Origin of the sequence: Pseudoalteromonas rubra, from assembly GCF_005886805.2 — a bacterium.
GTDB lineage: Bacteria > Pseudomonadota > Gammaproteobacteria > Enterobacterales > Alteromonadaceae > Pseudoalteromonas > Pseudoalteromonas rubra_D.
In genome coordinates this window covers 1,736,103-1,757,527 of record NZ_CP045429.1, presented here as the reverse complement: position 1 = coordinate 1,757,527, position 21,425 = coordinate 1,736,103, and the positions used below count along the sequence as shown (strand labels likewise).

16 protein-coding genes are annotated in these 21,425 nt (G+C 46.8%); 6 read left to right on the top strand and 10 right to left on the bottom strand.

What is annotated here, in order from left to right; genetic code table 11:
- Nucleotides 1–66 precede the first annotated feature (66 nt).
- The 4 genes from glmM to rlmE form a co-directional block, all read right to left on the bottom strand.
- A complete protein-coding gene (gene glmM, locus CWC22_RS07530) occupies nucleotides 67–1,407 on the bottom strand; it encodes a phosphoglucosamine mutase (RefSeq protein ID WP_125563294.1) in 1,341 nt (446 codons plus the stop codon).
- The gene (folP, locus tag CWC22_RS07525; RefSeq protein ID WP_138537858.1) at nucleotides 1,404–2,249 is read right to left on the bottom strand and encodes a dihydropteroate synthase; all 846 of its coding nucleotides are present in this window, start codon (nucleotides 2,247–2,249) and stop codon (nucleotides 1,404–1,406) included. Before folP ends, glmM begins: the two co-directional genes overlap by 4 nt.
- 394 nt (nucleotides 2,250–2,643) lie before the next feature.
- The gene (ftsH, locus tag CWC22_RS07520) at nucleotides 2,644–4,578 is read right to left on the bottom strand and encodes an ATP-dependent zinc metalloprotease FtsH (RefSeq protein ID WP_125563298.1); all 1,935 of its coding nucleotides are present in this window, start codon (nucleotides 4,576–4,578) and stop codon (nucleotides 2,644–2,646) included.
- A gap of 68 nt (nucleotides 4,579–4,646) precedes the next feature.
- Entirely contained in the window at nucleotides 4,647–5,276 is a 630-nt protein-coding gene (rlmE, locus tag CWC22_RS07515; RefSeq protein ID WP_010385909.1) for a 23S rRNA (uridine(2552)-2'-O)-methyltransferase RlmE, read from the bottom strand.
- Nucleotides 5,277–5,359: 83 nt separating this feature from the next.
- On the opposite strand from rlmE, the gene yhbY reads away from it, so the two are divergent.
- Nucleotides 5,360–5,656: a ribosome assembly RNA-binding protein YhbY gene (gene yhbY / locus CWC22_RS07510; RefSeq protein ID WP_010385908.1), complete on the top strand. Its 297-nt coding sequence runs from the start codon at nucleotides 5,360–5,362 to the stop codon at nucleotides 5,654–5,656.
- 3 nt (nucleotides 5,657–5,659) lie between these two features.
- Here the strand turns inward: yhbY and CWC22_RS07505 are convergent, their stop codons facing one another.
- Nucleotides 5,660–6,832: a serine hydrolase domain-containing protein gene (locus CWC22_RS07505; protein WP_230090650.1), complete on the bottom strand. Its 1,173-nt coding sequence runs from the start codon at nucleotides 6,830–6,832 to the stop codon at nucleotides 5,660–5,662.
- A 180-nt stretch (nucleotides 6,833–7,012) separates the two neighbouring features.
- Here CWC22_RS07505 and CWC22_RS07500 point away from each other — a divergent pair, with 180 nt between their 5' ends.
- The 4 genes from CWC22_RS07500 to CWC22_RS07485 all read left to right on the top strand — a co-directional run bounded on the left by CWC22_RS07500 (nucleotide 7,013) and on the right by CWC22_RS07485 (nucleotide 11,616).
- On the top strand, nucleotides 7,013–7,819 hold the full coding sequence (locus CWC22_RS07500) for a hypothetical protein (RefSeq protein WP_138537856.1): 807 nt from the start codon (nucleotides 7,013–7,015) through the stop codon (nucleotides 7,817–7,819).
- A 144-nt stretch (nucleotides 7,820–7,963) separates the two neighbouring features.
- On the top strand, nucleotides 7,964–8,671 hold the full coding sequence (locus CWC22_RS07495) for a response regulator transcription factor (RefSeq protein WP_138537855.1): 708 nt from the start codon (nucleotides 7,964–7,966) through the stop codon (nucleotides 8,669–8,671).
- Between the two features lie 99 nt (nucleotides 8,672–8,770).
- Nucleotides 8,771–10,081: a sensor histidine kinase gene (locus CWC22_RS07490; RefSeq protein ID WP_125563306.1), complete on the top strand. Its 1,311-nt coding sequence runs from the start codon at nucleotides 8,771–8,773 to the stop codon at nucleotides 10,079–10,081.
- Nucleotides 10,082–10,269: 188 nt separating this feature from the next.
- The gene (locus CWC22_RS07485; RefSeq protein WP_125563308.1) at nucleotides 10,270–11,616 is read left to right on the top strand and encodes a sodium-dependent transporter; all 1,347 of its coding nucleotides are present in this window, start codon (nucleotides 10,270–10,272) and stop codon (nucleotides 11,614–11,616) included.
- Between the two features lie 325 nt (nucleotides 11,617–11,941).
- Here CWC22_RS07485 and CWC22_RS07480 read toward each other — a convergent pair whose 3' ends face one another.
- The 4 genes from CWC22_RS07480 to pgi all read right to left on the bottom strand — a co-directional run bounded on the left by CWC22_RS07480 (nucleotide 11,942) and on the right by pgi (nucleotide 17,699).
- Nucleotides 11,942–13,270, bottom strand: a complete 1,329-nt coding sequence (locus CWC22_RS07480) for an IS4 family transposase (protein WP_195879835.1) — start codon at nucleotides 13,268–13,270, stop codon at nucleotides 11,942–11,944.
- A gap of 137 nt (nucleotides 13,271–13,407) precedes the next feature.
- Nucleotides 13,408–14,118 (bottom strand): 6-phosphogluconolactonase, encoded by a 711-nt coding sequence (gene pgl, locus CWC22_RS07475; protein WP_138539054.1) that lies wholly within the window; start codon nucleotides 14,116–14,118, stop codon nucleotides 13,408–13,410.
- The gene (gene zwf / locus CWC22_RS07470) at nucleotides 14,118–15,590 is read right to left on the bottom strand and encodes a glucose-6-phosphate dehydrogenase (protein WP_125563312.1); all 1,473 of its coding nucleotides are present in this window, start codon (nucleotides 15,588–15,590) and stop codon (nucleotides 14,118–14,120) included. The genes pgl and zwf overlap by 1 nt, the downstream gene beginning before the upstream one ends.
- A gap of 468 nt (nucleotides 15,591–16,058) precedes the next feature.
- Nucleotides 16,059–17,699 carry a glucose-6-phosphate isomerase gene (gene pgi, locus CWC22_RS07465; protein ID WP_125563314.1) on the bottom strand — a complete coding sequence of 547 codons (1,641 nt, stop codon included), beginning with the start codon at nucleotides 17,697–17,699 and terminating at the stop codon, nucleotides 16,059–16,061.
- 389 nt (nucleotides 17,700–18,088) lie between these two features.
- On the opposite strand from pgi, the gene CWC22_RS07460 reads away from it, so the two are divergent.
- Complete coding sequence (locus tag CWC22_RS07460) at nucleotides 18,089–19,126, top strand: LacI family DNA-binding transcriptional regulator (RefSeq protein ID WP_125563316.1); 1,038 nt, start codon at nucleotides 18,089–18,091, stop codon at nucleotides 19,124–19,126.
- 35 nt (nucleotides 19,127–19,161) lie between these two features.
- On the opposite strand, the gene CWC22_RS07455 is transcribed toward CWC22_RS07460, so the two are convergent.
- Nucleotides 19,162–21,405, bottom strand: coding sequence for an aminotransferase class V-fold PLP-dependent enzyme (locus tag CWC22_RS07455; RefSeq protein WP_125563318.1), 2,244 nt, complete (start codon nucleotides 21,403–21,405; stop codon nucleotides 19,162–19,164).
- Between the last annotated feature and the right edge of the window lie 20 nt (nucleotides 21,406–21,425).

Sequence of the window (21,425 nt, the reverse complement as noted above, 5' to 3'; positions counted from 1 at the left end):
TCAGAAAGCGGGTGAGATACTAACGTCACTCACCCTAAGTTACAAGAAAAAATTGTGGATTTTGGTTTAGTTGCTCACAGATTCAACGACTTGAGCAATTTTGGTGGCAAAGTCAATAACTTGCTTTTCCTGTTCAGCTTCAACCATAACGCGAACAACAGGCTCAGTGCCTGACTTTCTTAACAAGACCCGACCTTTATCACCCAACTCGGCTTCAACCTCTTTCACGGCTTGTTGAACCACATCCGTTGATACGGGATCTGTACCTTTGACATAACGCACATTGATCATTTTCATCGGATATTTGACAAATCCGGCGCCTAAATCTTTCAGCGTCTGGTTTTGAGCAACCATTGCAGCCAGTACCTGTAAGCTTGATACAATACCGTCGCCTGTTGGGATGAGCTCAAGATTCAAGACGTGACCTGAGCTTTCACCGCCAATCGTCCAGCCATGCTCCTGAAGCTTACTCAGCACATAACGGTCGCCCACCTTACTGCGTTCAAACGGAATGTCTCTCTCTTTCAGCGCATTTTCCAACCCCATATTGGACATCACAGTGCCAACCACACCGCCTTTTAGGTGTCCACTACGCTGAGCTTGCGCAGCGATGATATATACAATGTCGTCCCCATCAAACACACGGCCGTTATGATCTACCATCATGACGCGGTCGCCATCGCCATCATAAGCGATCCCCACATCGGCCTGATGCTCAAGTACATGGCGTTTTAAAGCATCTACGTGCGTTGCACCGCACTTTTCATTGATATTAACTCCATTTGGCTCACAAGCCGTGCAGATCACTTCCGCGCCTAATTCACGCATAACTGCCGGCGCAATGTGGTAAGTCGCACCGTTTGCGCAATCCAAGACGATTTTGAGCCCCTCGAGTGATAGTTCGTTGGGGAATTGCCCTTTACAGAATTCGATATAACGACCATCTGCGTTTTCCAGACGTCGTGCCTTACCAAGCTTATCTGAAGCCACACAGGTCATTGGCTCATCGAGCATAGCTTCAATTTCAAGCTCAACCTGGTCTGGTAATTTCTTACCATCACCACCGAAGAATTTTATCCCGTTGTCATGGTATGGGTTGTGCGACGCACTGATCACAATGCCCGCTTCGGCCCGAAATGTTTGCGTCAAGTAAGCAACGGCAGGTGTGGGCATTGGCCCAAGCAGCACGACATTAATCCCTGCAGCGATTAACCCTGCTTCCAAAGACGTTTCCAGCAAATAGCCTGAAATGCGCGTATCTTTGCCTATGATTACTTTTTTGGTGCCAGACTTTGACAGCACTTTACCTGCCGCCCAGCCTAATTTAAGTGCAAATTCAGGTGTGATCGGAAACTCTCCAACCATACCCCGCACACCATCGGTACCAAAATATTTTCTTGTTGTCATTCATTTACTCCATGCGTTGCTGCGCGCCAAACCCGCAGCACATCATTGGTTTCTTTAACATCATGAACACGTATAATCTGCGCGCCCTGTTGAGCACATAACAATGCTCCACTAAGGCTCGCAGCCAAGCGTTCATCTGTATCCCGATTAAGTAATTTGCCAAACATAGATTTGCGGGATAACCCGGCAAGAATAGGACGTTGTAGTTCAGCAAAGTAAGATAATTGTCCTAACAGTGAAAAGTTATGTTCCAGCGTTTTTCCAAAGCCAAACCCTGGATCAATAATGAGGCGTTCACGTGCTATGCCTGCTTCAACACAGCAAGCCATACGTGACTCGAAAAATGCGCTGATATCTCTAAACAGGTCCTCATAGCAGGGATTGAGCTGCATCGTTCTGGGTTGCCCCTGCATGTGCATCAGGCACACTGCAACATCATCGTAATGTGCAGCCACGTCAAGTGCACCAGGCTCCTGCAACGCACGCACATCGTTGATCATATCAGCACCCGCTTCAATCGCAGCTGACATAACCTCAGCTTTACTGGTGTCAACTGAAATAACACAGTCAGACTGAGCCCGTATTCCTTCAATCACGGGGATAACACGCTCAAGCTCTTGTTCCAATGCGACATCAGGTGCGCCAGGACGTGTTGACTCCCCCCCAATATCGAGCACACTTGCGCCTTGCTGAAGAAGGGTCAAACCATGACTGACAGCGCTGTCAGACTGACAATACTTGCCGCCATCTGAAAAGGAATCAGGAGTTACGTTAACAATTCCCATTATCTGGGGTGTAGACAGGTCAAGTGTACGACCACGAGGAAGTTTAAGCTTAAGCATAATACGCCTGTTGAATTGCTTTTATATAAGCATATTTTATAAAAAACTGCCACATTAAGATAGTGAGTGCTCGCTGTGAAGAGCATACCTGACACCACATGAATGGCTGCTTACTTAATCCAATTCGTCGAATTTCGGCTCTTTAGGAGGCCTGGAAGATGCCAATTCACAGCATCCATCTGTATACATATATACAGTGTTCTAGTCCTGATAATTATCTAGGCGGACTTTCATTTTCCCTATGCTCTAAGTATTCGTTGGCTAAACGTGAGATAAGATAAGTCTCAGCCAGTAAAATCTGTTAGCCAGACGAATTGGTAAAGAAGTCATCCTTAAAATATAAAAAAACCCCGGCTAATGCCGGGGTTTATCAATTATTGAATTCTAACTTAGATTATAACTTGTCATCAAGCTCAGAACCCGATACTGGCGCACTTTCGCTCTTTTCAGCGTCAGTATCGGTGCCAGCAGAAGTACCCGTATTCCCATTATCGGTTGGCTTACGGTCATGCGCGTCTCTTGGAGGACGCACCTCTTTTCTTTCCATTAAGTCGTCAATCTGGCCTGCATCAATTGTTTCATACTTCATCAATGCATCCTTCATGGCATGAAGGATATCCATATTGTCTTTCAGAATTTGTTCCGCCCTGCCATAGTTGCGGGTTACAAAGTCCTTAATTTCAGCATCAATGAGCTTAGCAGTCTCATCAGACACACCAGCCATGCGTGACGACCCGCCACCCATAAACATTTCGCCCTGCTCTTCCATGTACATCTGAGGACCCAGCTTTGGACTAAGACCCCATTGCGTAACCATTTTACGGGCAATATCAGTGGCTCGCTCAATGTCATTGCTGGCACCCGTCGTTACTTTGTCATCTCCATATATAATGGCCTCTGCGATTCGACCACCATACAGGCTGGATAGCATAGACTCCAAATGCTCTTTTGAGTGACTAACTCTGTCTTGCTCAGGCAAATACATAGTTACACCCAATGCGCGACCACGCGGAATAATAGACACTTTGTAGACAGGATCATGCTCTGGCACCAATCGACCTACAATCGCGTGACCTGCCTCGTGGTATGCTGTCATTTCTTTTTCTTTCTCAGACATCACCATAGATTTACGCTCTGCGCCCATCATGATCTTGTCTTTGGCTGCGTCAAATTCAGCCATGCTCACTTTACGTTTGTTACCACGGGCAGCAAATAGTGCAGCTTCATTAACCAGGTTAGCCAGGTCAGCACCTGAGAAACCAGGTGTACCACGGGCAATAACCGATGCCTCAACGTTTTCATCAAGCGGCACTTTGCGCATATGTACATTCAGGATTTGCTCACGACCACGTACGTCTGGCAAGCCTACAACAACCTGACGGTCAAAACGGCCAGGACGCAGCAATGCCGGGTCAAGTACATCGGGACGGTTCGTCGCAGCAATAACGATAATACCTTCATTGCCTTCGAAACCATCCATTTCAACCAGCATCTGGTTCAGAGTTTGCTCACGCTCATCGTGACCACCACCCATACCAGCACCACGTTTGCGGCCTACGGCGTCTATCTCATCGATAAAGATAATACACGGCGCAGCTTTCTTTGCCTGATCGAACATGTCTCGTACGCGTGACGCACCAACACCAACAAACATTTCTACGAAGTCAGAACCTGAAATGGTAAAAAATGGTACTTTAGCCTCACCAGCGACCGCTTTGGCAAGCAAAGTTTTACCAGTTCCAGGAGGACCGACCATCAACACACCTTTAGGAATGTTACCGCCAAGCTTTTGGAATTTAGACGGGTCACGCAAGAAGTCGACCAATTCGGTCACGTCTTCTTTTGCTTCGTCGCACCCTGCAACGTCGGCAAATGTAGTTTTAACCTGGTCTTCCCCCATCAGGCGAGCTTTGCTCTTACCAAATGACATGGCGCCTTTACCACCACCACCTTGCATCTGACGCATGAAGAAGATCCACACACCAATTAACAACAGCATAGGGAACCAGGAAATGAAGATATTAGCCAGGAAAGACTGCTCTTCCGGCGCAACCCCTTTAACGTTTACGTCGTTTTTAAGTAAGTCATTGATCAGGTCGTCATCATACAACGGCATAATGGTTTGAAAACGTTCACCATTATTTTTGATCCCTGTGATCGTACCAGCTGTGCGGTCGATGTTAACATCGCGGACTACACCACTACGCACTTCGTTCACAAACTGAGTGTAACTAGTTTGGCGATCTGCTTGTTCGCCACCATTGAAGCTCTGAAACACGGTCATTAGCACGACTGCTATCACCAACCAGAGTATTAAATTCTTCGCCATATCGCTCAAGGGGTTAACCTCTTGTATCTAAAATAATTCAAATTCGTCTTAAAAGCGTCTCAACTGTACTACAGTTTGTAGCCCGTCGCCACTATATATACTTCACGAGATCGTGGACGAGATGCTTTTGGTTTGCGGATCTTAACCACTTTAAAGGCATTACGCACGTCCTGCACAAACTGATCAAAGCCTTCGCCTTGAAACACCTTCACGGCAAACGCCCCATTCGGTTTGAGAACCTGATGGCACATATCAAATGCCAACTCGACCAAGTACATGCTACCAGCCTGATCTATCACATTGTTGCCACTCATATTGGGTGCCATATCCGAACATACCACATCAATATTTTTGCCACCAATTCGCTCCATTAAGGCATTGAGTACGGCTTCTTCGCGAAAGTCACCTTGCAAAAAGGCGACACCCGGCAGAGAGTCCATTGGCAAAATATCACATGCGATCACTTCGCCCTTCTCACCGACCTGTTCGGCCAAATACTGAGACCAGCTTCCTGGCGCTGCGCCCAGGTCGACAACATGCATACCTGGTCTAAACAATTTGTCTTTTTGTTGGATCTCTTCCAACTTAAACACAGCACGTGAGCGATAGCCTCGCTTTTGTGCCTCATGAACATAAGGATCTTCAACATGTTCTTTTAACCAGCGTTTGGAGCTCGCTGAGTGCTTTTTATTTGCCATATTAACTGCAACTCATTAGTAATATTCTTTAGATGGCGTTAGAATAGCGGTAATTCAAGCCTTAATTAGTAAATTGTATCAATATGACATTATCAAATAAACAGAAGCAGTACCTAAAAGGGTTAGCACATGACCTAAAACCCGTTGTTTTGCTCGGTGGTAACGGGCTGACAGAAGGAGTTCTGTTAGAGATTGAGCAATGTTTAGACATCCACGAACTCATCAAGGTCAAAGTACCGACCAATGATCGTGAAACCAAACAGCTTATCTTTGAAGCCATTATTCGTGAAACAGGTGCCCACAAGGTTCAGACAATCGGCCATATCGTCGTTTTGTATCGCCAAAGTGAAGATAAAAAAATCCAGTTACCTCGCCAGTAGCATCTAGCTGGCTGCCTGAGCATCAGCTTGTGCCCTGGCAGCTCTGCTAAATTCAATGGCCTGACGAATGAATTCTGTACTCAGGCCATTGATGACCCCACTTTCTGCATTCAGCAGCAAACTAAAACCAATCCCCAACTCTGGTAACACTGCCACATCCGTTCTATAACCTTGCACCCAGCCACTGTGGTAATACATTAATTCACCTGAAAAACTATAAATACGCCAGCCAAGGCCATAATGTGCTTGTTCAACATAATTACGCCACACACGCCTGCGCAATTCGCGCTTTGTGCGCGTATACGGGCGTGACTGTATGGTAAGCGCATCCAGCGACAAGACCGACGGGTATATGCCCAGTTGTGCCTTTAGCCATTGTGCCATATCTGCGGCACTGGCATTCACACCCGCTGCTGGCGCCACTTTATAGTAGTGTGGCTTCAGCCTGGCAGTGTGCCAACGTTTAGTCCCTCGCACATGAGGCGCCGCAAAATTATCATCTCTGGTCATGTGCGCATGACCTAAGCCCGCATCTTTCATACCCAAAGGAGCAAAAAAGAAGTGCTCGAGCCAGGATTCGTAGCTAAGTTGCGTCGTTTGCGCAATCACATTGCCGATCAAACTAAACATAACATTCTGATAGCCATAACAAATACCCGGCCTACAAAGATGCTTAACATCAACCAGGCGCGGATAAATTTTGTCATACGTCATACGTGACTCTATCAGGTTGTCATAGGCGTTGGGTACCAGACCGCTAGAGTGACTCAGTAAGTGATATAACTTGGCCTTACCGTAAGCGCTCTCACTGAAAATAGGCAGGTGCTCCGCAACGGTATCTTCGAGATTAAGAACCCCTTGAGCTGCCAACTTGGCAGTCAGGGAGCCGGCAAAGGTCTTGGATACCGAGGCTAACCGAAAGCGCGTATTGACCGTGACGTTGCGCCCTTTTTTAACTTTGGTTTGCCCTATGCCTACGATATGATCACCATGCTGCTGATGAACAATACTCAAAGCAGCACCCGGTATCGATTTTTCTTTTAGTTTTTGTTTGAGTTGCTTAGAATATGCGTTCACAAATTGCTCCCAGCGCAGCTGTTCGCTGTCTGGGTTAGCCTGAGCGACCCAAGTCGACAGTGCGAAAGCAATAATAATAAGATGATGCAGTGACTTCATAATGATCCGATTCATTAACACGCTGCACATAATATCATGAAGTTTGGCGCTGCTCACGCGGACAATCCTTGTTGGTCATAGAAATTCTTCAATGCAGACCGAGGGATAGTGCCAAATAATTTGTCGTGTTTTAATGCAGCTAAGTGCTGATGTATAAAACTAAGTTTAGAGGTATAAGTCATGCGCTGTTTGCTTTCAATTATTGCCTTGGCCGGACTCACAGGGTGTATTGCAACACCGCCAATGGCCCCCAAACTGGATGTGCCAAAAAAGCCGCTATTAACTAAATCCGTTTACCAGCTGTCATATAGCACTGAACTCGAATCTGCCCGGATCAAATCTGTGCAACTGCCCGCTCACCCAGTTAAGAGTGGTAATACAGTTTACATAGATACCAGTAAAGTAAGCGTCACAGACACATTGCGTAAGCAGATTATCCAACTACTAAAAGACAAAGGCTTGACAGTCGTCGCACAAAAAAGCAGTGACTACCACCTGGTTGTGCAGCAAATGGATCTATCATTTGGCAAGGACAAGGTTTATGTACTCAATAAACCTGAAGATCCCCACCCTTACATTGCGCAACTCGCCCAAACGATCCCAAGTAAGCAGTGTAGTAATATCATTGCGTCTTTAAGCATGCGGCTGACGCACAAGTCATCCTCCGATGTCATTTGGTTTGCCAAATCATCGATTAACAGTGCTGGATATCAGGGCATTCCGCTACAATATACCTTCACAGAAACAGAAAAGGTCGCAAACGAACACGCGGTGATCTCCTTCATTGTTGAACAAAACCAAGAAGAAGCACGCCGAGCCAGATACAATCAGGCTGTCGACATCCCGCCCTATCAGGTGGAAACACAGATTTCGCCTTTGGTAAAAACGGCTGGCGCATGTAATCAAACAGAAGTGAGCGCACTGACCAGCGACATGATGCATCATTTGAGTCGAGGTCTGATAGAAAAGCTTAATGTATTGCTTTAACTGGAGTTCTCACACAAGAACACACACTTAATTACACTTTTTACGTGATTCATACTTATAATTGCAGGCAAGAACATAATTCAAACAAAATAAATAACGCTTTGTCCAGCTGAATCCTGGCAAGCGCAATAAAGGAGAAGTCAAATGGAGCAATACGGCACGATTTTGTTGGTTGAAGATGACGAATCACTCGCACAGTGGGTTGCTGATTACCTGAATAATCAAGGCTACACTACTGAGTGTTGTTATCGCGGCGATCAGGTTGTCAGTATGGTCAAACAACACGAACCGGATTTGGTTTTACTGGACATCATGTTACCGGGTCAGGATGGTATCAGCGTATGTCGCGAATTGCGCCAGTTTTACAACAAGCCCATCATCATGCTGACAGCAAAAGATGAAGAAATGGACGAAGTGATTGGACTGGAGGTAGGTGCCAGCGATTATGTGATAAAACCCGTGCGGCCTAGAGCGTTACTCGCGCGTATCAAAGCCAACATGCGCGTTGCCCAGGACAATGACGCCAGCACAGATAGCAGCGCAGTGATGCTCAATGTCGGTAATCTCCGCATAGACACTCAGGCACGCAAGGTCATCGTCGCAGACCAGGAAGTGAATGTCTCCAGTGCTGAATACCTATTGCTGCATTTCCTCGCCAGCAACGCCGGTGAAGTGGTGTCCCGGGATGCGGTGTTCAAAGCCACCAAAGGCCGTGAATACGATGGTCTGGACCGCAGTGTTGACGTACTCATTTCTGCGCTGCGTAAGAAGTTTGGTGACGACCCCCAAAACCCTGAAAAAATTAAAACAATCTGGGGGAAAGGCTATCTGCTGGTACCTTCAGCGTGGTAAGCCAGACTTTAATCTATTTATAGGTCCGCTTTTGACTACGCGGACCCCAGCCTTTCCCTTGCCTACCTTATGTAACGGGATTTATCTTTGGAGTAAAGGATGAGAAAGCTCTACCTGTATTTATTAGCGAGCGCTCTAATCTCAATCGTAGTACTGGGCTGGCTGCTTGATACCCTGAGCCAGCAAGCTGAACCTGCAGAAGACGCCTTTGCCTGGCAGGCTAAACTACTTTACGGTGTGACCAATCAAAGCGCCTCCATACCAGAGACACTACGAACGGCTTATATGGAACAAGTAAGTAAAGATTTTGACTTGCCCATCACTTATAGCTCCGGAGATTCATTAGCTTTACCAGTCGAATTAAAAAATCAGATGATGCAGCCAGAAGGCTTGCTGCTGGAGGATGACATTGGCTACTATTTACTCAAGTCGGCCCCCTCACTGGCACCCGATTATCTTGAACTGAGACTCGAAAAACCACCCGAACAATATGATTCTGATGTGTTCTTAACCCTGGCCTTTTATGCCGGGATTTGCACTTTCATGTGGGTAATTTTGGCGCCCCTAGCCAGGCGACTTGCTGTCCTGGTCAGCGCAGCGAAACAATTTGCCAGCGGTGATTTAAGCGCTCGCATCGAGGTGAATCATTTTACCTATATCAAAGATCTGGAGCTGACCTTTAACCGCATGGCTAACCAGATAGAAAAACTACTGGCCGAAAATAAGTTGATGGCGTCCAGCTTATCTCACGACATTCGTACCCCGGTGGCCTGTTTACGGTTCGGTTTTGATGCCGCCTTTGAAGAAGACGATATTGAGCAAGTACATGCCCTGATGCATCGGATGGAGAAAGACCTTGATCAGATGGAAGATATGCTGGCCAGTTATCTGTCTTTTGCCACCTTGGAACAAAAGTCACACCTCCTCAAGTTTGCTCCCACCCAACTGGACACCTATATTAGTCATGTGGTTGAACAGATGGCACCTAAACTGTCCAAGAAGCAAATCAATGCCAGCGTATCGGTCCCGGCAAACCTGGAATTGGCTGCCGATCCTCACTGGCTGGCCAGAGCCATCTCCAATTTACTCAGCAATGCCTGCGATTTCGCCAACAAACAGATTATTGTCAGTGCTCAGCAACTGGATCATCAAATTGAAATTCGCGTCGAAGATGATGGCCCAGGCATCGAAGAAGAAAACTGGGCCAAAGTGTTTGACCCCTTTTTCCAGGAACAGGGACATCGTAACCGGGCAGGAAAAAGCTACGGCCTGGGGCTGGCCATTGTTGCAAAAGTAGTCGACTGGCACCACGGTCAAGCCAGTGTCAGCAGATCTGACCTGCTCGGCGGCGCAAAATTCACGCTAACATTTTCCTGTAAAGCCCCGAGAAATACTGTCAAGACTGACTGACAAGCGTTAGATTTGTGCTATAAATCAGCTAGATACTAACCACTGATGGATACACTACTGGATTTTTCGGATTACGCTCAGGATTTAAGCAAAAACTTGTGTTAGATCAAAGCAATTTAGGCCTTTTTATTTCCTTTTAATTACAGTAGATTGTTGCCGCCGTCTTTAAAAAAGAGAAGTATAAGAATATGAGCAGTGTGCGCGGAGAGTTCAGCTCTCGCTTCGGATTCATTATGGCTGCAGCGGGATCTGCTGTAGGCCTGGGGAACATTTGGGGTTTCCCCACTCAAACCGCCAGTAATGGTGGTGCCGCTTTTGTATTGATGTATTTGATCCTGGCGTTCTGTCTGGCTTATCCCGCACTGATGGCTGAGCTAGTGATCGGTCGCCATGGTCAGGCCAATGCCGTGTCTTCACTGCAAAAGCTCGGTAACAACCCGATGCAAAAGAAGTTTGCGTTTTTCGTTGGTTTTGGTGGCATCATTTGTGCCGGGCTGATTTTAAGTTTCTACGCCATTGTGGCAGGCTGGATGTTAAGTGCAACCTTTGAGCCCGTTGCCAGCACGGTCGGTGCAACAGGCGCAGCACAGTGGCTTTCAGAGCAATCTCTGCTGAGAGATCTCAGCTTTACGCTTGCCTTTGTCGCCCTGACTATCTCAATCATCAGTAAAGGCGTCGAAAATGGCATAGAAAAGTGGTCCAAGCGTCTTATGCCTGCGTTGCTGCTCATTCTGTTCTCATTAATTGCTTATGTACTGACTCAGGATGGTGCTACAACTGGCTTAAAAGCCTATCTGGTCCCTGACTTTTCCTCATTGCTGGATCCGGCACTGCTAGTAAGCGCGCTCGGCCAGGCTTTCTTCTCTTTGTCGCTGGGTACCAGTGTGATGATCATTTATGGCTCTTACATCAGCAAACAAGAAAATCTCGTATCACTGGGTGCATATGTCACCTTAATCGATGTGTTCATTGCCTTTGTTGCTGGCCTGCTAATCATCCCTGCTATGTATGTGGCACAGGCTCAGGGCGTCGAGATCTTTTCATCAACCGGGCAATTATTGTCAGAAGACACGCTTGTTTTCCAAGTCTTGCCGGCCTTATTTGAAGGCATGGGTGGCGTTGGCGTCTTCGTCGGTTTTGCCTTCTTTGCACTGATGAGCATCGCTGCACTAACCAGCTCCATTTCAATGCTCGAAGCACCGGTGTCCTACGCGGTTGAAAAATTCGCCCTGGCCAGAACGCAGGCAACCTGGATCATTGGTGGAATTATCGCGACAGTGAGCGTGACGATTATTCTCAACTTCTCGACCCTGTTTGGTCTGGTTGTGCAGCTAACCACACAGTTTGGCCAACCCTTGCTTGGCATGCTGTGCTGCATCTTTGTAGGCTGGATCTGGCACCGTCAGAAGCTACTCAAGGAAATCCAGACTGGCCACCCAGAAGTTGCTTCATCGCTGTTCTGGCGCATTTGGCCCTGGTATATCAAGTTTGTTTGTCCGCTGGCCATCGCTCTGGTGTTCATCAATTCCCTGTAATAAAAAGACAAACTCAAATTCACTACAGAGAGGCAACACCGCCTCTCTTTTCATATCCACTATAACCTCTACTGGCACACCAGTTTTAGATAATTTATACCAAGTTGCTTAATTAAGCCTTCTATTTTGAGGCGAGAAGATAGGATCGATAACCAGGCAAAAAATTTGCGAGCCTATGTCTGAGGTATAAGGTTCTAAATGAGAATATTTAACGCCGTTAGCGTCATATTTGCTCCTTCAAATAGAGCAAGTATTAAGTGAAATCAGTATTAGTCGATAAGGATTATCCAGGTATTAAAAAAGCACGCTCGAGGGCTAATGCCAGTCAGTTAAGCTGACTGGCATTGTTTTTTCTAGCTGGGTACTTACTTGGCTTTGGTTTTATGGCTCGAGGATAGACCCGATCTTCTCGTCGTGTCGGCAGCTCAAAGTGACCCAATGTTTGTATTAACATCTCATAGTGTTTTGGGATGTTTCCCGGGCTGGCGAGGGGGAGTCGCCCTAAGTAACTTAATATCGCGTTGGCGCAATTACTAAAGCTTAATTGGTTGGCCCATATTCCTTTACGAGATGCCGCTTGAGTCATCACCTGACGCAGCAAGTTGTACCCCAGGAGTAAGCCCCACAGCTCTTGCTCAACCATATCTGATTTTTTGCTTCTTAGCGTATATTCATTGTTTAAAAGTGTCTGCTTGATTTCTCTATAACCCAATTCTATTTCCCAGCGGTGGCTGTAAAGCTCAACTATTTCTTCGCCAGGAAACCTCTGCACATCTATCATCGATGTGAGTATTTGATATTCCTTGTTTTTAATTTTTTTCGTCACAAGTCGGGCTTCTACATACGCAGGTAAATCAGGCGATTGCTTATGAGATTGTGGAGTTGTTTTTAAGCGCACCAATTTATCTAAACGACCATTAGATTTAATCACTTCAAACTGAAGCCCTTTCTTCACCGGTATTAACCAGTGCCTCTCGGTGCCATGTGTTTGCCATTGGTGGAGTAGGTTTAATGAGTAGAACCCTTTATCGAACATCGTGAGGCTGTGGTCTGGCGTGGTGGCAACTAATTTGTCTGCCAGCTTCATTTCATTGGTTTTATATCCGCTGAAAGCACTGCTGATAAGTTGATGGCTGGTCAGCTCCATATGACACACCATTCGAATTTGTGGAAAAGCGGTTTCGCCATGCTGATTGCTGGGGGAGCCAAAACATTCACGATTTTCAGGCGTGTCTTGAGCTCGCCAAGTAACACCGTCGACGGCCAGGAGGTTTAACCCGCACCAAGTTTCAAAGTTTGCTTGCTGATAATAATGCGCAGCCATCATTTCAAAGGCATTTTTGACACTGTCTTTACCGAGTCTTCGCCTTCCCTGAACAAGGGCGCTTGGGGCGATTAATTTGCTATCTCCAGGCAGAGCAATTTCCATGTGGGAAGCTAAATCCCAAACCGACTGTTGACGAAAGAAGCTCATACCAATCACAGTCCACATCACAGCCTCGAGTGGAAGCCTGCGTTTTCTGATAGTTGCAACGCCAGCGCGTTGAAAGGCTTGCTCCAGTATTTCGGCATCCAGAAAGTGATTAAGTTTTTCAAAGGTAACACTTTCGGGCAGTTGCTCAAACGCACTGCAAAAGGCTTGTTCTAAAGACATAAAAAAATCCAATATCAGAAATGATATTGGATTTTGAAGCCTTTAAAAGATCGGTCAACTGATCTATTTAATTCTTAACTGATCGGCATTACGCTCGAGGGCGTGCTTTTTTAATACCTGTTACTGGATACCGTCAATTAAGGGCACCAAAACACGCTGAGCTTCAGGTCTGGGTGATTTAACACCGCGCGCAGCGGAATATCGAGCTCGGAGCCTGGCTGCTTAGCTTCTTCATAAACAGCGCGCTTTGCATCCCCACTGATCAACAATACCGCGTGATTAGTATTGGCAATGCCAGCCAAAGTCAGGCTCATACGCTCTGTAATGCTACCCGTTACTTCACTTTGCTTAGCATTGATTGCACACACCAACTCTGAGGTTTGCAATGCTTGCTCTAGCCCCTCTGCATGTGGGAACAAAGAGGCGGTGTGCCCGTCGGGACCCATACCCAAAATGGTGATATCGAATGGCGCTTTTAATTCAGCATAGGCGCCTTCACACTGCGCCTGACCTGCAATGGCCGTTGCCTCAGCATTCTTCATCGTCACAAATGCCGCTTTACTCGCTTCGTTTTGCAACAGTGTTGAGTTTATGAAAGCTTCATTGGACTTTTCATGGTCTGCGTCAACCCAACGCTCATCAACCATGGCGACCGTTACTTTCTCCCAGGGTAAAGATAAATTAGACAGATGCTTGTAGGCAGGTGCGGGTGACGAGCCGCCAGATACCAGCATAGAGGCACGACCATCCACTTCAATCGCCTGACTTAAGGTACTGCTCAACAGCTCAGCCAGCTTTGCTGTCATCGCTTCTTTGCTATCAAAAAACGCTTCGGTCAGTTGTGCCATTATGCTTTTTCTCCTACGTTAAACCAGGCGTGATTATTTTCTTCCAGCAGCTCATCGGCAGCCTCTGGACCCCATGATCCCGCGCGGTAAAGCGAAGGAGTGCCTTTTTCCTGCCAGCGTGCAACAATCGGGTCGATCCACTTCCACGCTTGTCTTACTTCATCACGATGGATAAACAATGCCGGGTTATTCGCCGCGGCATCCAGCATCAGACGCTTGTATGCATCTGAGTGGAAACCTTTGCTGTACTGTTGACTCAACTCAATGTTCAATGTCACTGGCTGCAACTGCATTTCCAGATTATCAAGGCGTTTAGACATCAGCGTTAACTGAATGCTTTCTTCTGGTTGTAAACGGATCTCAAGGCGGTTTGGCTGAATTGGCCCAACGCTTGGATCGTACACGTTATGAGAAACCGGCTTATATTCAACCACGATTTCAGCACAGCGCTTTTTCATTCGTTTACCCGTTCTCAGGTAAAATGGCACACCAGCCCAGCGCCAGTTATCGATATGTGCTTTAATAGCCACAAACGTTTCTGTCTTACTTGACCCCTCACCAAGCTCCTCCAGGTAACCTGGAACCAGTTTACCGTTCAGATCGCCTGGCACATACTGGCCACGAACGACGTTGTCATCCACATCCTCGCCAACCAGGGGGCGTAAGGCTTCAAGCACTTTAAGCTTTTCGGCACGAATGCTATTGGCATTAAGTTTTGACGGGGATTCCATCGCCACCAGACATAGCAGCTGCAACAAGTGGTTCTGAACCATATCACGCAGTGCACCGGCCTTATCATAAAAGCCAGCACGACTTTCAAGGCCTACCGTCTCAGAGATACTGATTTGGATATTGTCGATTGACTTCGCATCCCACAGATTTTCAAACAAGGCGTTCGCAAAACGCAGTGCCATCAGATTCTGAACAGTTTCTTTACCTAAATAGTGGTCAATACGGAATATTTGATCTTCTTCGAAGAATTGCGCAATTTTCCCGTTAATTTCCTCAGCCGATTTACCGCAATAGCCAATCGGTTTTTCAACAACCACACGAGAATTATCCGTGATCAGGTTCTTTTGTGACAATAACTCACAACAGGTCCCATACACCGCAGGCGGCAAAGACAAATAAAAGACGCGTGATTTTTCTTCCCCATCAGCATCAAGAATGTCTTTCAGTACGTCCCAGTTGTCATCGGCCTCGGTCACATTCACCACCACCGGCACTAAGAACTGGGCAAAGGCCTGCCAGTCTTTTGTGTTAAACTCACCTTCGCTAAGGTGCGATTTAAGTGCTTGCTCTGCCGTGGCGATGTATTGTTCTCTTTGTTCTTGCGCCCGGACGGTAGGGAGTACGCGTGAGCCTTCAGGTAAATTACCTTCTTGATACGCACGATACATTGCAGGTAGTAACTTTCGTAACGCTAAGTCGCCGCCTCCACCAAAAATTACGATATCAAAAGGATTAAGCATAATTATGTCTCACAAGGTTAGGCGCGTCGCAGCTGAGTGCATCACACGCTCGTTAGTTAAAACTGTTTCCAGTCTGCGCTCAGACTAGCAAACTCTGCTTTCTTGCTGGAATTGAATTCGTTTGCACCACACAATGATACCATGGTGTTGTGCCGCAGTGCGGTAAGGGATGGTGATGGCTAGCCCGTCTGATTTATGTATGTACTTCGTCGTGACGACTACGCCATACATCCCCAGTAAGAGTCTGTTCCGTCACTGCTTGTTGGCTCTGTTAAGCCAGTTTACTCACCTGCCACTTACAGGTTATGACAAGGCAAATAAATTTGAAAAAATGAGCCTTAGGGGCACTGTAATTCCTCTCACAAAAATACAGGCCCTAAGCACTCCAGCGCTACCCGTTCAAAGGTATTCTTTTCATCTGTGCCAGGTTGCAACCGGGCACCCGACAAGCAATTTGCTCATCGGCAATTATCTGTTTTGTTTGTAATACGCGATTAACCCGGCTGTCGAGCTATCGTGTGGATGTTCAACATCATCCTGCGTCAGTTCTGCTTCAATGGCGCTTGCCAGCCCTTTGCCTAGCTCAACACCCCATTGATCAAATGAGCAAACTTCAAGGATGATACCCTGGCAGAATATTTTGTGCTCATACAGCGCAATGAGACGACCAACCGCTTTGGCATCAACTTCGTCCAAAATCATTGACGTTGTAGGCCTGTTTCCTTCATGAATTTTATGTGGCAACAGACGTTCAATTTCTGCTTCTGATTTGCCTTTCGCAGCTAAATCGCTGCGTACCTGCTGCTCATTCACCCCAGCCATCAGGGCTTCAGTTTGGGCGAAAAAGTTAGACAACAAAATGTCGTGATGTTTGGCCACATCGCGCTGTGGTTTAACAGACGCAATAAAATCGGCAGGTACAATGACATTCCCTTGATGCAGGCACTGATAAAATGCATGCTGACCATTGATGCCTGTCATGCCCCAGATAAGCGGTACAGTGGTGTAAGGGACTGTTTGACCTGCAAAGGTAACGTGCTTACCGTTACTTTCCATTTCACCTTGTTGCAAGTAAGCAGGAAGCATATGAAGTGCCTGGTCATAAGGCAAAATGGCTTGCGACTGATAACCCAGGAAACTGGTATTCCAAACGCTCAGCAGCGCCATGATTAATGGAATATTCTGCTCAAATGAAGCATTTTTAAAGTGCTCATCAATTTCGTAAGCGCCTTCTAAAATGGCTTCAAACTTGTCGTAACCCAAATATAGGGCAATAGGTAAACCAATTGCGCTCCACAAAGAGAAGCGTCCGCCTACCCAGTCCCACATGGTAAATACATTTTCATCTGCGATACCAAAAGCACGCGTTTTCTCAAGATTAGTACTTACAGCAACAAAGTGTTTAGCGATTTCGGCTTCGTTTTGAGCAGACTCGAGGAACCAGGCGACAGACGAACGTGCGTTTGTCATGGTCTCTGAGGTGGTAAACGTTTTCGATGAGATCACAAACAAGGTGGTTTCCGGAGAGACCTTATCTAATACATGTGCAAGCTGAACACCATCAACATTAGAAACATAATGTACGTTGAGGGTGTCGTCTGCATAGGAGCTCAGTGCTTCTGTTACCATCTGCGGGCCCAGGTTAGACCCCCCCACGCCGATGGCGACAACATCTTTCACTGCTTTGCCTGTATAACCCAGCCAGTCGCCACTGCGCACTTTGTGACTGAATACTTTAAGCTTTTCAAGCTCTGCATTAACCTGGTCCATGACGTTTTCGCCATCTACATAAATCGGTGTATTACCACGGTTACGCAAAGCGACATGTAACACCGCTCGGTCTTCGGTGATATTGATTTTTTCACCAGCAAACAACTTGTCGCGCCACTGAGCCAAATCACATTGTTCAGCGAGGTTAATCAGCTGTGCGAATGTGTCTTTGTCGATGAGTTGCTTAGAAAAGTCAAACAACAAACCCGGGATCTGACGAGAAAACAGGTCAAATCTCGTTGCATCTTGCTCAAACAAAGATTTTAAATGTTGTGTCTTCAGTTGTTCTGATGCTGTTGTTAAAGCCTGCCAACTCGATAGTTGTGTACGGCAACTCATATTAATTCCCCTAGTGACGATGCGTTTTCAAAACAATAAAAATTGTATTTATCACAAGTGTTAAACGGTGTATTGCGTTAAACATAAGTTAAAATGACAACGCTGTCAAATAGCTAATTCTCAATTTTACATTGCGCATAATACCCCAATTTTGACTTTTTGACACCGGTATCATTAATTTATTTGGTAGAATTTTTGCTGCTAATTTAAGAGCAAATTGGATAGACTAGAAACAACAAATGATCATTTTATGAAATCAAGGCACGGACTATACCGAGTGAAAACCTGAGTGCTAGTCATCAGGAATGCGCAATGATCGCGCTATAAAGTGCATGGTTAAGCACTTGTACACAATATAGTACCACCTTCTCTCACAGAAGAAAAACAAGATGAAAGTAACCATCAACGATGTAGCAAAACATGCAGGCGTGTCGATGAAAACCGTATCGCGCGTGATTAACAAGGAACCATCGGTACGCAAAAAAACCTATGATCAGGTAATGCAAGCCGTAAAAGAGCTCAATTATCAACCCAATACTGCCGCACGTAACCTGGCAGGCACGTCATCGTTTGCCATAGGATTGGTTTATGACAACCCAAACGCCTACTACATCATAGATATGCAAAACGGGGTACTTTCGCGCTGTAAAGAGGAAGGCTATGAGCTAGTGATCCACCCTTGCAATGCACAGCAAAAAGATATGCAGGCTGAAATCGCAACAATGATTAAACGCTCTCGACTTGCAGGCCTGGTTCTGACTCCCCCACTATCTGAGCAACAACCCATTATTGATATGCTGGATGAGCTCGGGGTCAGCTATGTACGACTCTTGTCGGGCCATAATGAAGACGCAGAAGAAAAATCGAAAAACTGTATCTATGTAGACGATTTTGCAGCCGCTTATGAAATTACAGAGCACCTGCTTTCGCTCGGACACAAACACATTGCGTTTGTCTGCGGTGATGAAGAACACAAATCAACCACAGAGCGCCTGGCAGGCTATAAGCAAGCGCTGGCAGATCATCAAATCGCCTTTAATGAAGACTTCATACACAAGGGCACTTACTCATTCGAATCCGGTGTTAAGGGTGCTAAAGCGCTACTTGAAGATGGTAATCCGAATAAGATCACCGCAATCTTAGGCGGTAACGATGAGGTGGCAGCTGGTGCGTTATTTGCAGCTCGCCTAATGAACATTGAGATCCCGGCGCAACTTTCTATCTCCGGGTTCGAGGACTCCCCGTTCTCGCGTCAGACCTGGCCAAAGCTTACCACGGCACATCAGGCTAATGATGTGATTTCCGAACATGCAGCAAGGCTACTTTTCTCTAAAACTCGTGGCAGTCGAAATCAGGACAAAGACATCACCACCACTTTTACGCCTAATATGGTAGTACGGGAAAGTACAGGTCCGGCGCCACAATAAACACTTAGCCCCGGCATGACCGGGGCTTCAGCGCGCTAATTTAACGCCAATCCACCTGCCAGGTTCGCGACCCGATCAAACCCCAACATTGCCAGTGTATTACCAGCCTGCATCGAACGATTGCCGGTGCGACACACCAACAGATAATGCTGCGATGAGTCGAGTGCCCCATTACGCAATACATCCGTCATTCTGCTTAGAGGAATATTCAGCACCCGACCAACCGCCAGATTGCCAAACAACTCAGTGATCCCCCGACGTGATACATCGGACTCATACGGTTCCCGGCAATCAATGATCATTCCCTCATGACATTGCAACCACTCTTCTGCGGCAGATCTGTTTAGCGCTTTCACCGCGGGCACAGCCGAGTCCATCAACGCTCCCAGGAATCGCTCTCTGAATGTGCTAGAGTCGCTGTCCATACTGGCTTTTTGCTCAATAAACTCATCGGTTGAACAGGCACCATTAAGCAGGCGACCCAGTAACGGGCTAACCTGTACTTGTGCATGCCAGTTAATTGCAAAGCACTGTTGATAGTCCAGTGCACTACAGATCAAACTATTGTCATCCAGTATTTCATTGAGGCGTAATAGCGTTTCAGCCATAGAAGCTGCACATGCTGTCTCTCCCTGGCTATCACCAAGCCCCTGGGGCAGTAACAGCTTTCCGGCAAAACAGGCAGACACATCATCGCCCTGCATCAATAAATAACAACGATTTTCCGACTCTTTCTCAGCGCCCGGCAGTTGAATCAGCGACTCTTGCAATAAACCATGTGTGCCGTCCACAGGCCAGCCAAAGTCATCGACTACTTTATTATCAATCAGGTTATGAGATAACAAATTCACCGCATCGCTTGCCGGTTCACTCAGATGCGTTTTCAATAGTGCCCTGCAGCCCAGCCCCTGCTTATCCAGCAAGCGTTGTAAACGAGGAACTAGCTCAGGTACAGGGTCCACAATGATAGCCTGTTTATCGGCCGTCACGTACAGCCAACAGCAGGCTCCCTGATGACGTAGCTGAGTTAAGCCAACTGCGCAAGCTTCCTGCTCCGGTGCCGTGCTGTCTGACACCACCAAACAGTTGTTTTCCAGGATCGGCTGAAGACTTGTCAATGCTTCACATGCCTTGCGGATCTGTGCTTCACTATCGGCCGGTCCAAACGACAGACGAATGGCATTTTCACTTTGCCAGTCCGGGACATTCATTGCATCAAGTACAAAGCTGCGACTTGAGCCTGAACTACAGGCAGATCCTCCGCTGACACGGATCCCCGCAGCATCCAGCAGATCAATGACTTCTTTATTAGTCAGGTGATCCACCGAGAAGTTAAGCGTTGTTGGTACAGACAGCGCAAAATCATGATGAAAAGTGACCTGCTTAAAAGTCGTTTCAATGGCTTCAGCTAACATGCTGCGGTGTTTTTCAAGCTGTTCAACCGGATTAAAAGGAGAGTTTTCTTTATCCAGCAGCATATCGAAGAGCGTACTGAGTGCGGCAATACCTGGAATATTTTCCGTGCCTGAACGCATCCCCGATTCCTGACCGCCGCCCGCAATAAAGGGCGTGTATGGACTGCCACTGCGAATATACAAAAAGCCGATGCCTTTTGGTGCATAAAGCTTGTGGCCGGAAAACGGCGCATAATCTATTGTGGTTTGTGACAATTGCAGCGGCAACTTACCCAAGGCCTGAACACAGTCGACCATCCAGGCCGTTTTCGCATTGCCTTCACGGATCACTTGCTCAAGCCTGAGTAAGTCTTGCTTAATACCTGTTTCATTGTTAGCTGCCATAGTGCAGACCATCACTGCCTGTTCAACATGCTCTGCAATAAAGTCCAGATCCAGTATCCCTTTCGAGTCTACGGGTATTTCCAGGATTTGTGCATCCAGACCCAGTAATCGATTCCAGTGCTTTAAGGTATTCGGCACCGCTTTATGTTCCGTTGCGCCGTACATAAGAACTGGTTTTTCGTAAACCTCTTCGGCACGCTGAACATAATCACTCAGAGCTGAAACGATGGCCGTTTGGATCCCTTCTGTTGCACCCGAGGTAAAAAGCAGCTCTCCACTAGTCGCCCCAATCACCTCTCGACCTTTATTCCGGGCCTCTTCCATCAAGTGCTTGGCCTGCACGCCCGTAATGTGCGCACTCGAAGGGTTACCAAAACACACTTGCATGGTATGCACCACGACTTTTGCAATCTCGGGTAATACCGGCGTAGTGGCATTGGCATCGAGGTAGATTAATTGGTCTTGTTCAGACTGGATCACACGGCGCTCCTTTATAACAA

Excerpts from the sequence above, each read along its gene's own strand:
- glmM (WP_125563294.1), bottom strand. The coding sequence starts at position 1,407 with ATGACAACAAGAAAATATTTTGGTACCGATGGTGTGCGGGGTATGGTT.
- folP (WP_138537858.1), bottom strand. The coding sequence starts at position 2,249 with ATGCTTAAGCTTAAACTTCCTCGTGGTCGTACACTTGACCTGTCTACA.
- ftsH (WP_125563298.1), bottom strand. The coding sequence starts at position 4,578 with ATGGCGAAGAATTTAATACTCTGGTTGGTGATAGCAGTCGTGCTAATG.
- rlmE (WP_010385909.1), bottom strand. The coding sequence starts at position 5,276 with ATGGCAAATAAAAAGCACTCAGCGAGCTCCAAACGCTGGTTAAAAGAA.
- yhbY (WP_010385908.1), top strand. The coding sequence starts at position 5,360 with ATGACATTATCAAATAAACAGAAGCAGTACCTAAAAGGGTTAGCACAT.
- CWC22_RS07505 (WP_230090650.1), bottom strand. The coding sequence starts at position 6,832 with ATGAAGTCACTGCATCATCTTATTATTATTGCTTTCGCACTGTCGACT.
- CWC22_RS07500 (WP_138537856.1), top strand. The coding sequence starts at position 7,013 with ATGCGCTGTTTGCTTTCAATTATTGCCTTGGCCGGACTCACAGGGTGT.
- CWC22_RS07495 (WP_138537855.1), top strand. The coding sequence starts at position 7,964 with ATGGAGCAATACGGCACGATTTTGTTGGTTGAAGATGACGAATCACTC.
- CWC22_RS07490 (WP_125563306.1), top strand. The coding sequence starts at position 8,771 with ATGAGAAAGCTCTACCTGTATTTATTAGCGAGCGCTCTAATCTCAATC.
- CWC22_RS07485 (WP_125563308.1), top strand. The coding sequence starts at position 10,270 with ATGAGCAGTGTGCGCGGAGAGTTCAGCTCTCGCTTCGGATTCATTATG.
- CWC22_RS07480 (WP_195879835.1), bottom strand. The coding sequence starts at position 13,270 with ATGTCTTTAGAACAAGCCTTTTGCAGTGCGTTTGAGCAACTGCCCGAA.
- pgl (WP_138539054.1), bottom strand. The coding sequence starts at position 14,118 with ATGGCACAACTGACCGAAGCGTTTTTTGATAGCAAAGAAGCGATGACA.
- zwf (WP_125563312.1), bottom strand. The coding sequence starts at position 15,590 with ATGCTTAATCCTTTTGATATCGTAATTTTTGGTGGAGGCGGCGACTTA.
- pgi (WP_125563314.1), bottom strand. The coding sequence starts at position 17,699 with ATGAGTTGCCGTACACAACTATCGAGTTGGCAGGCTTTAACAACAGCA.
- CWC22_RS07460 (WP_125563316.1), top strand. The coding sequence starts at position 18,089 with ATGAAAGTAACCATCAACGATGTAGCAAAACATGCAGGCGTGTCGATG.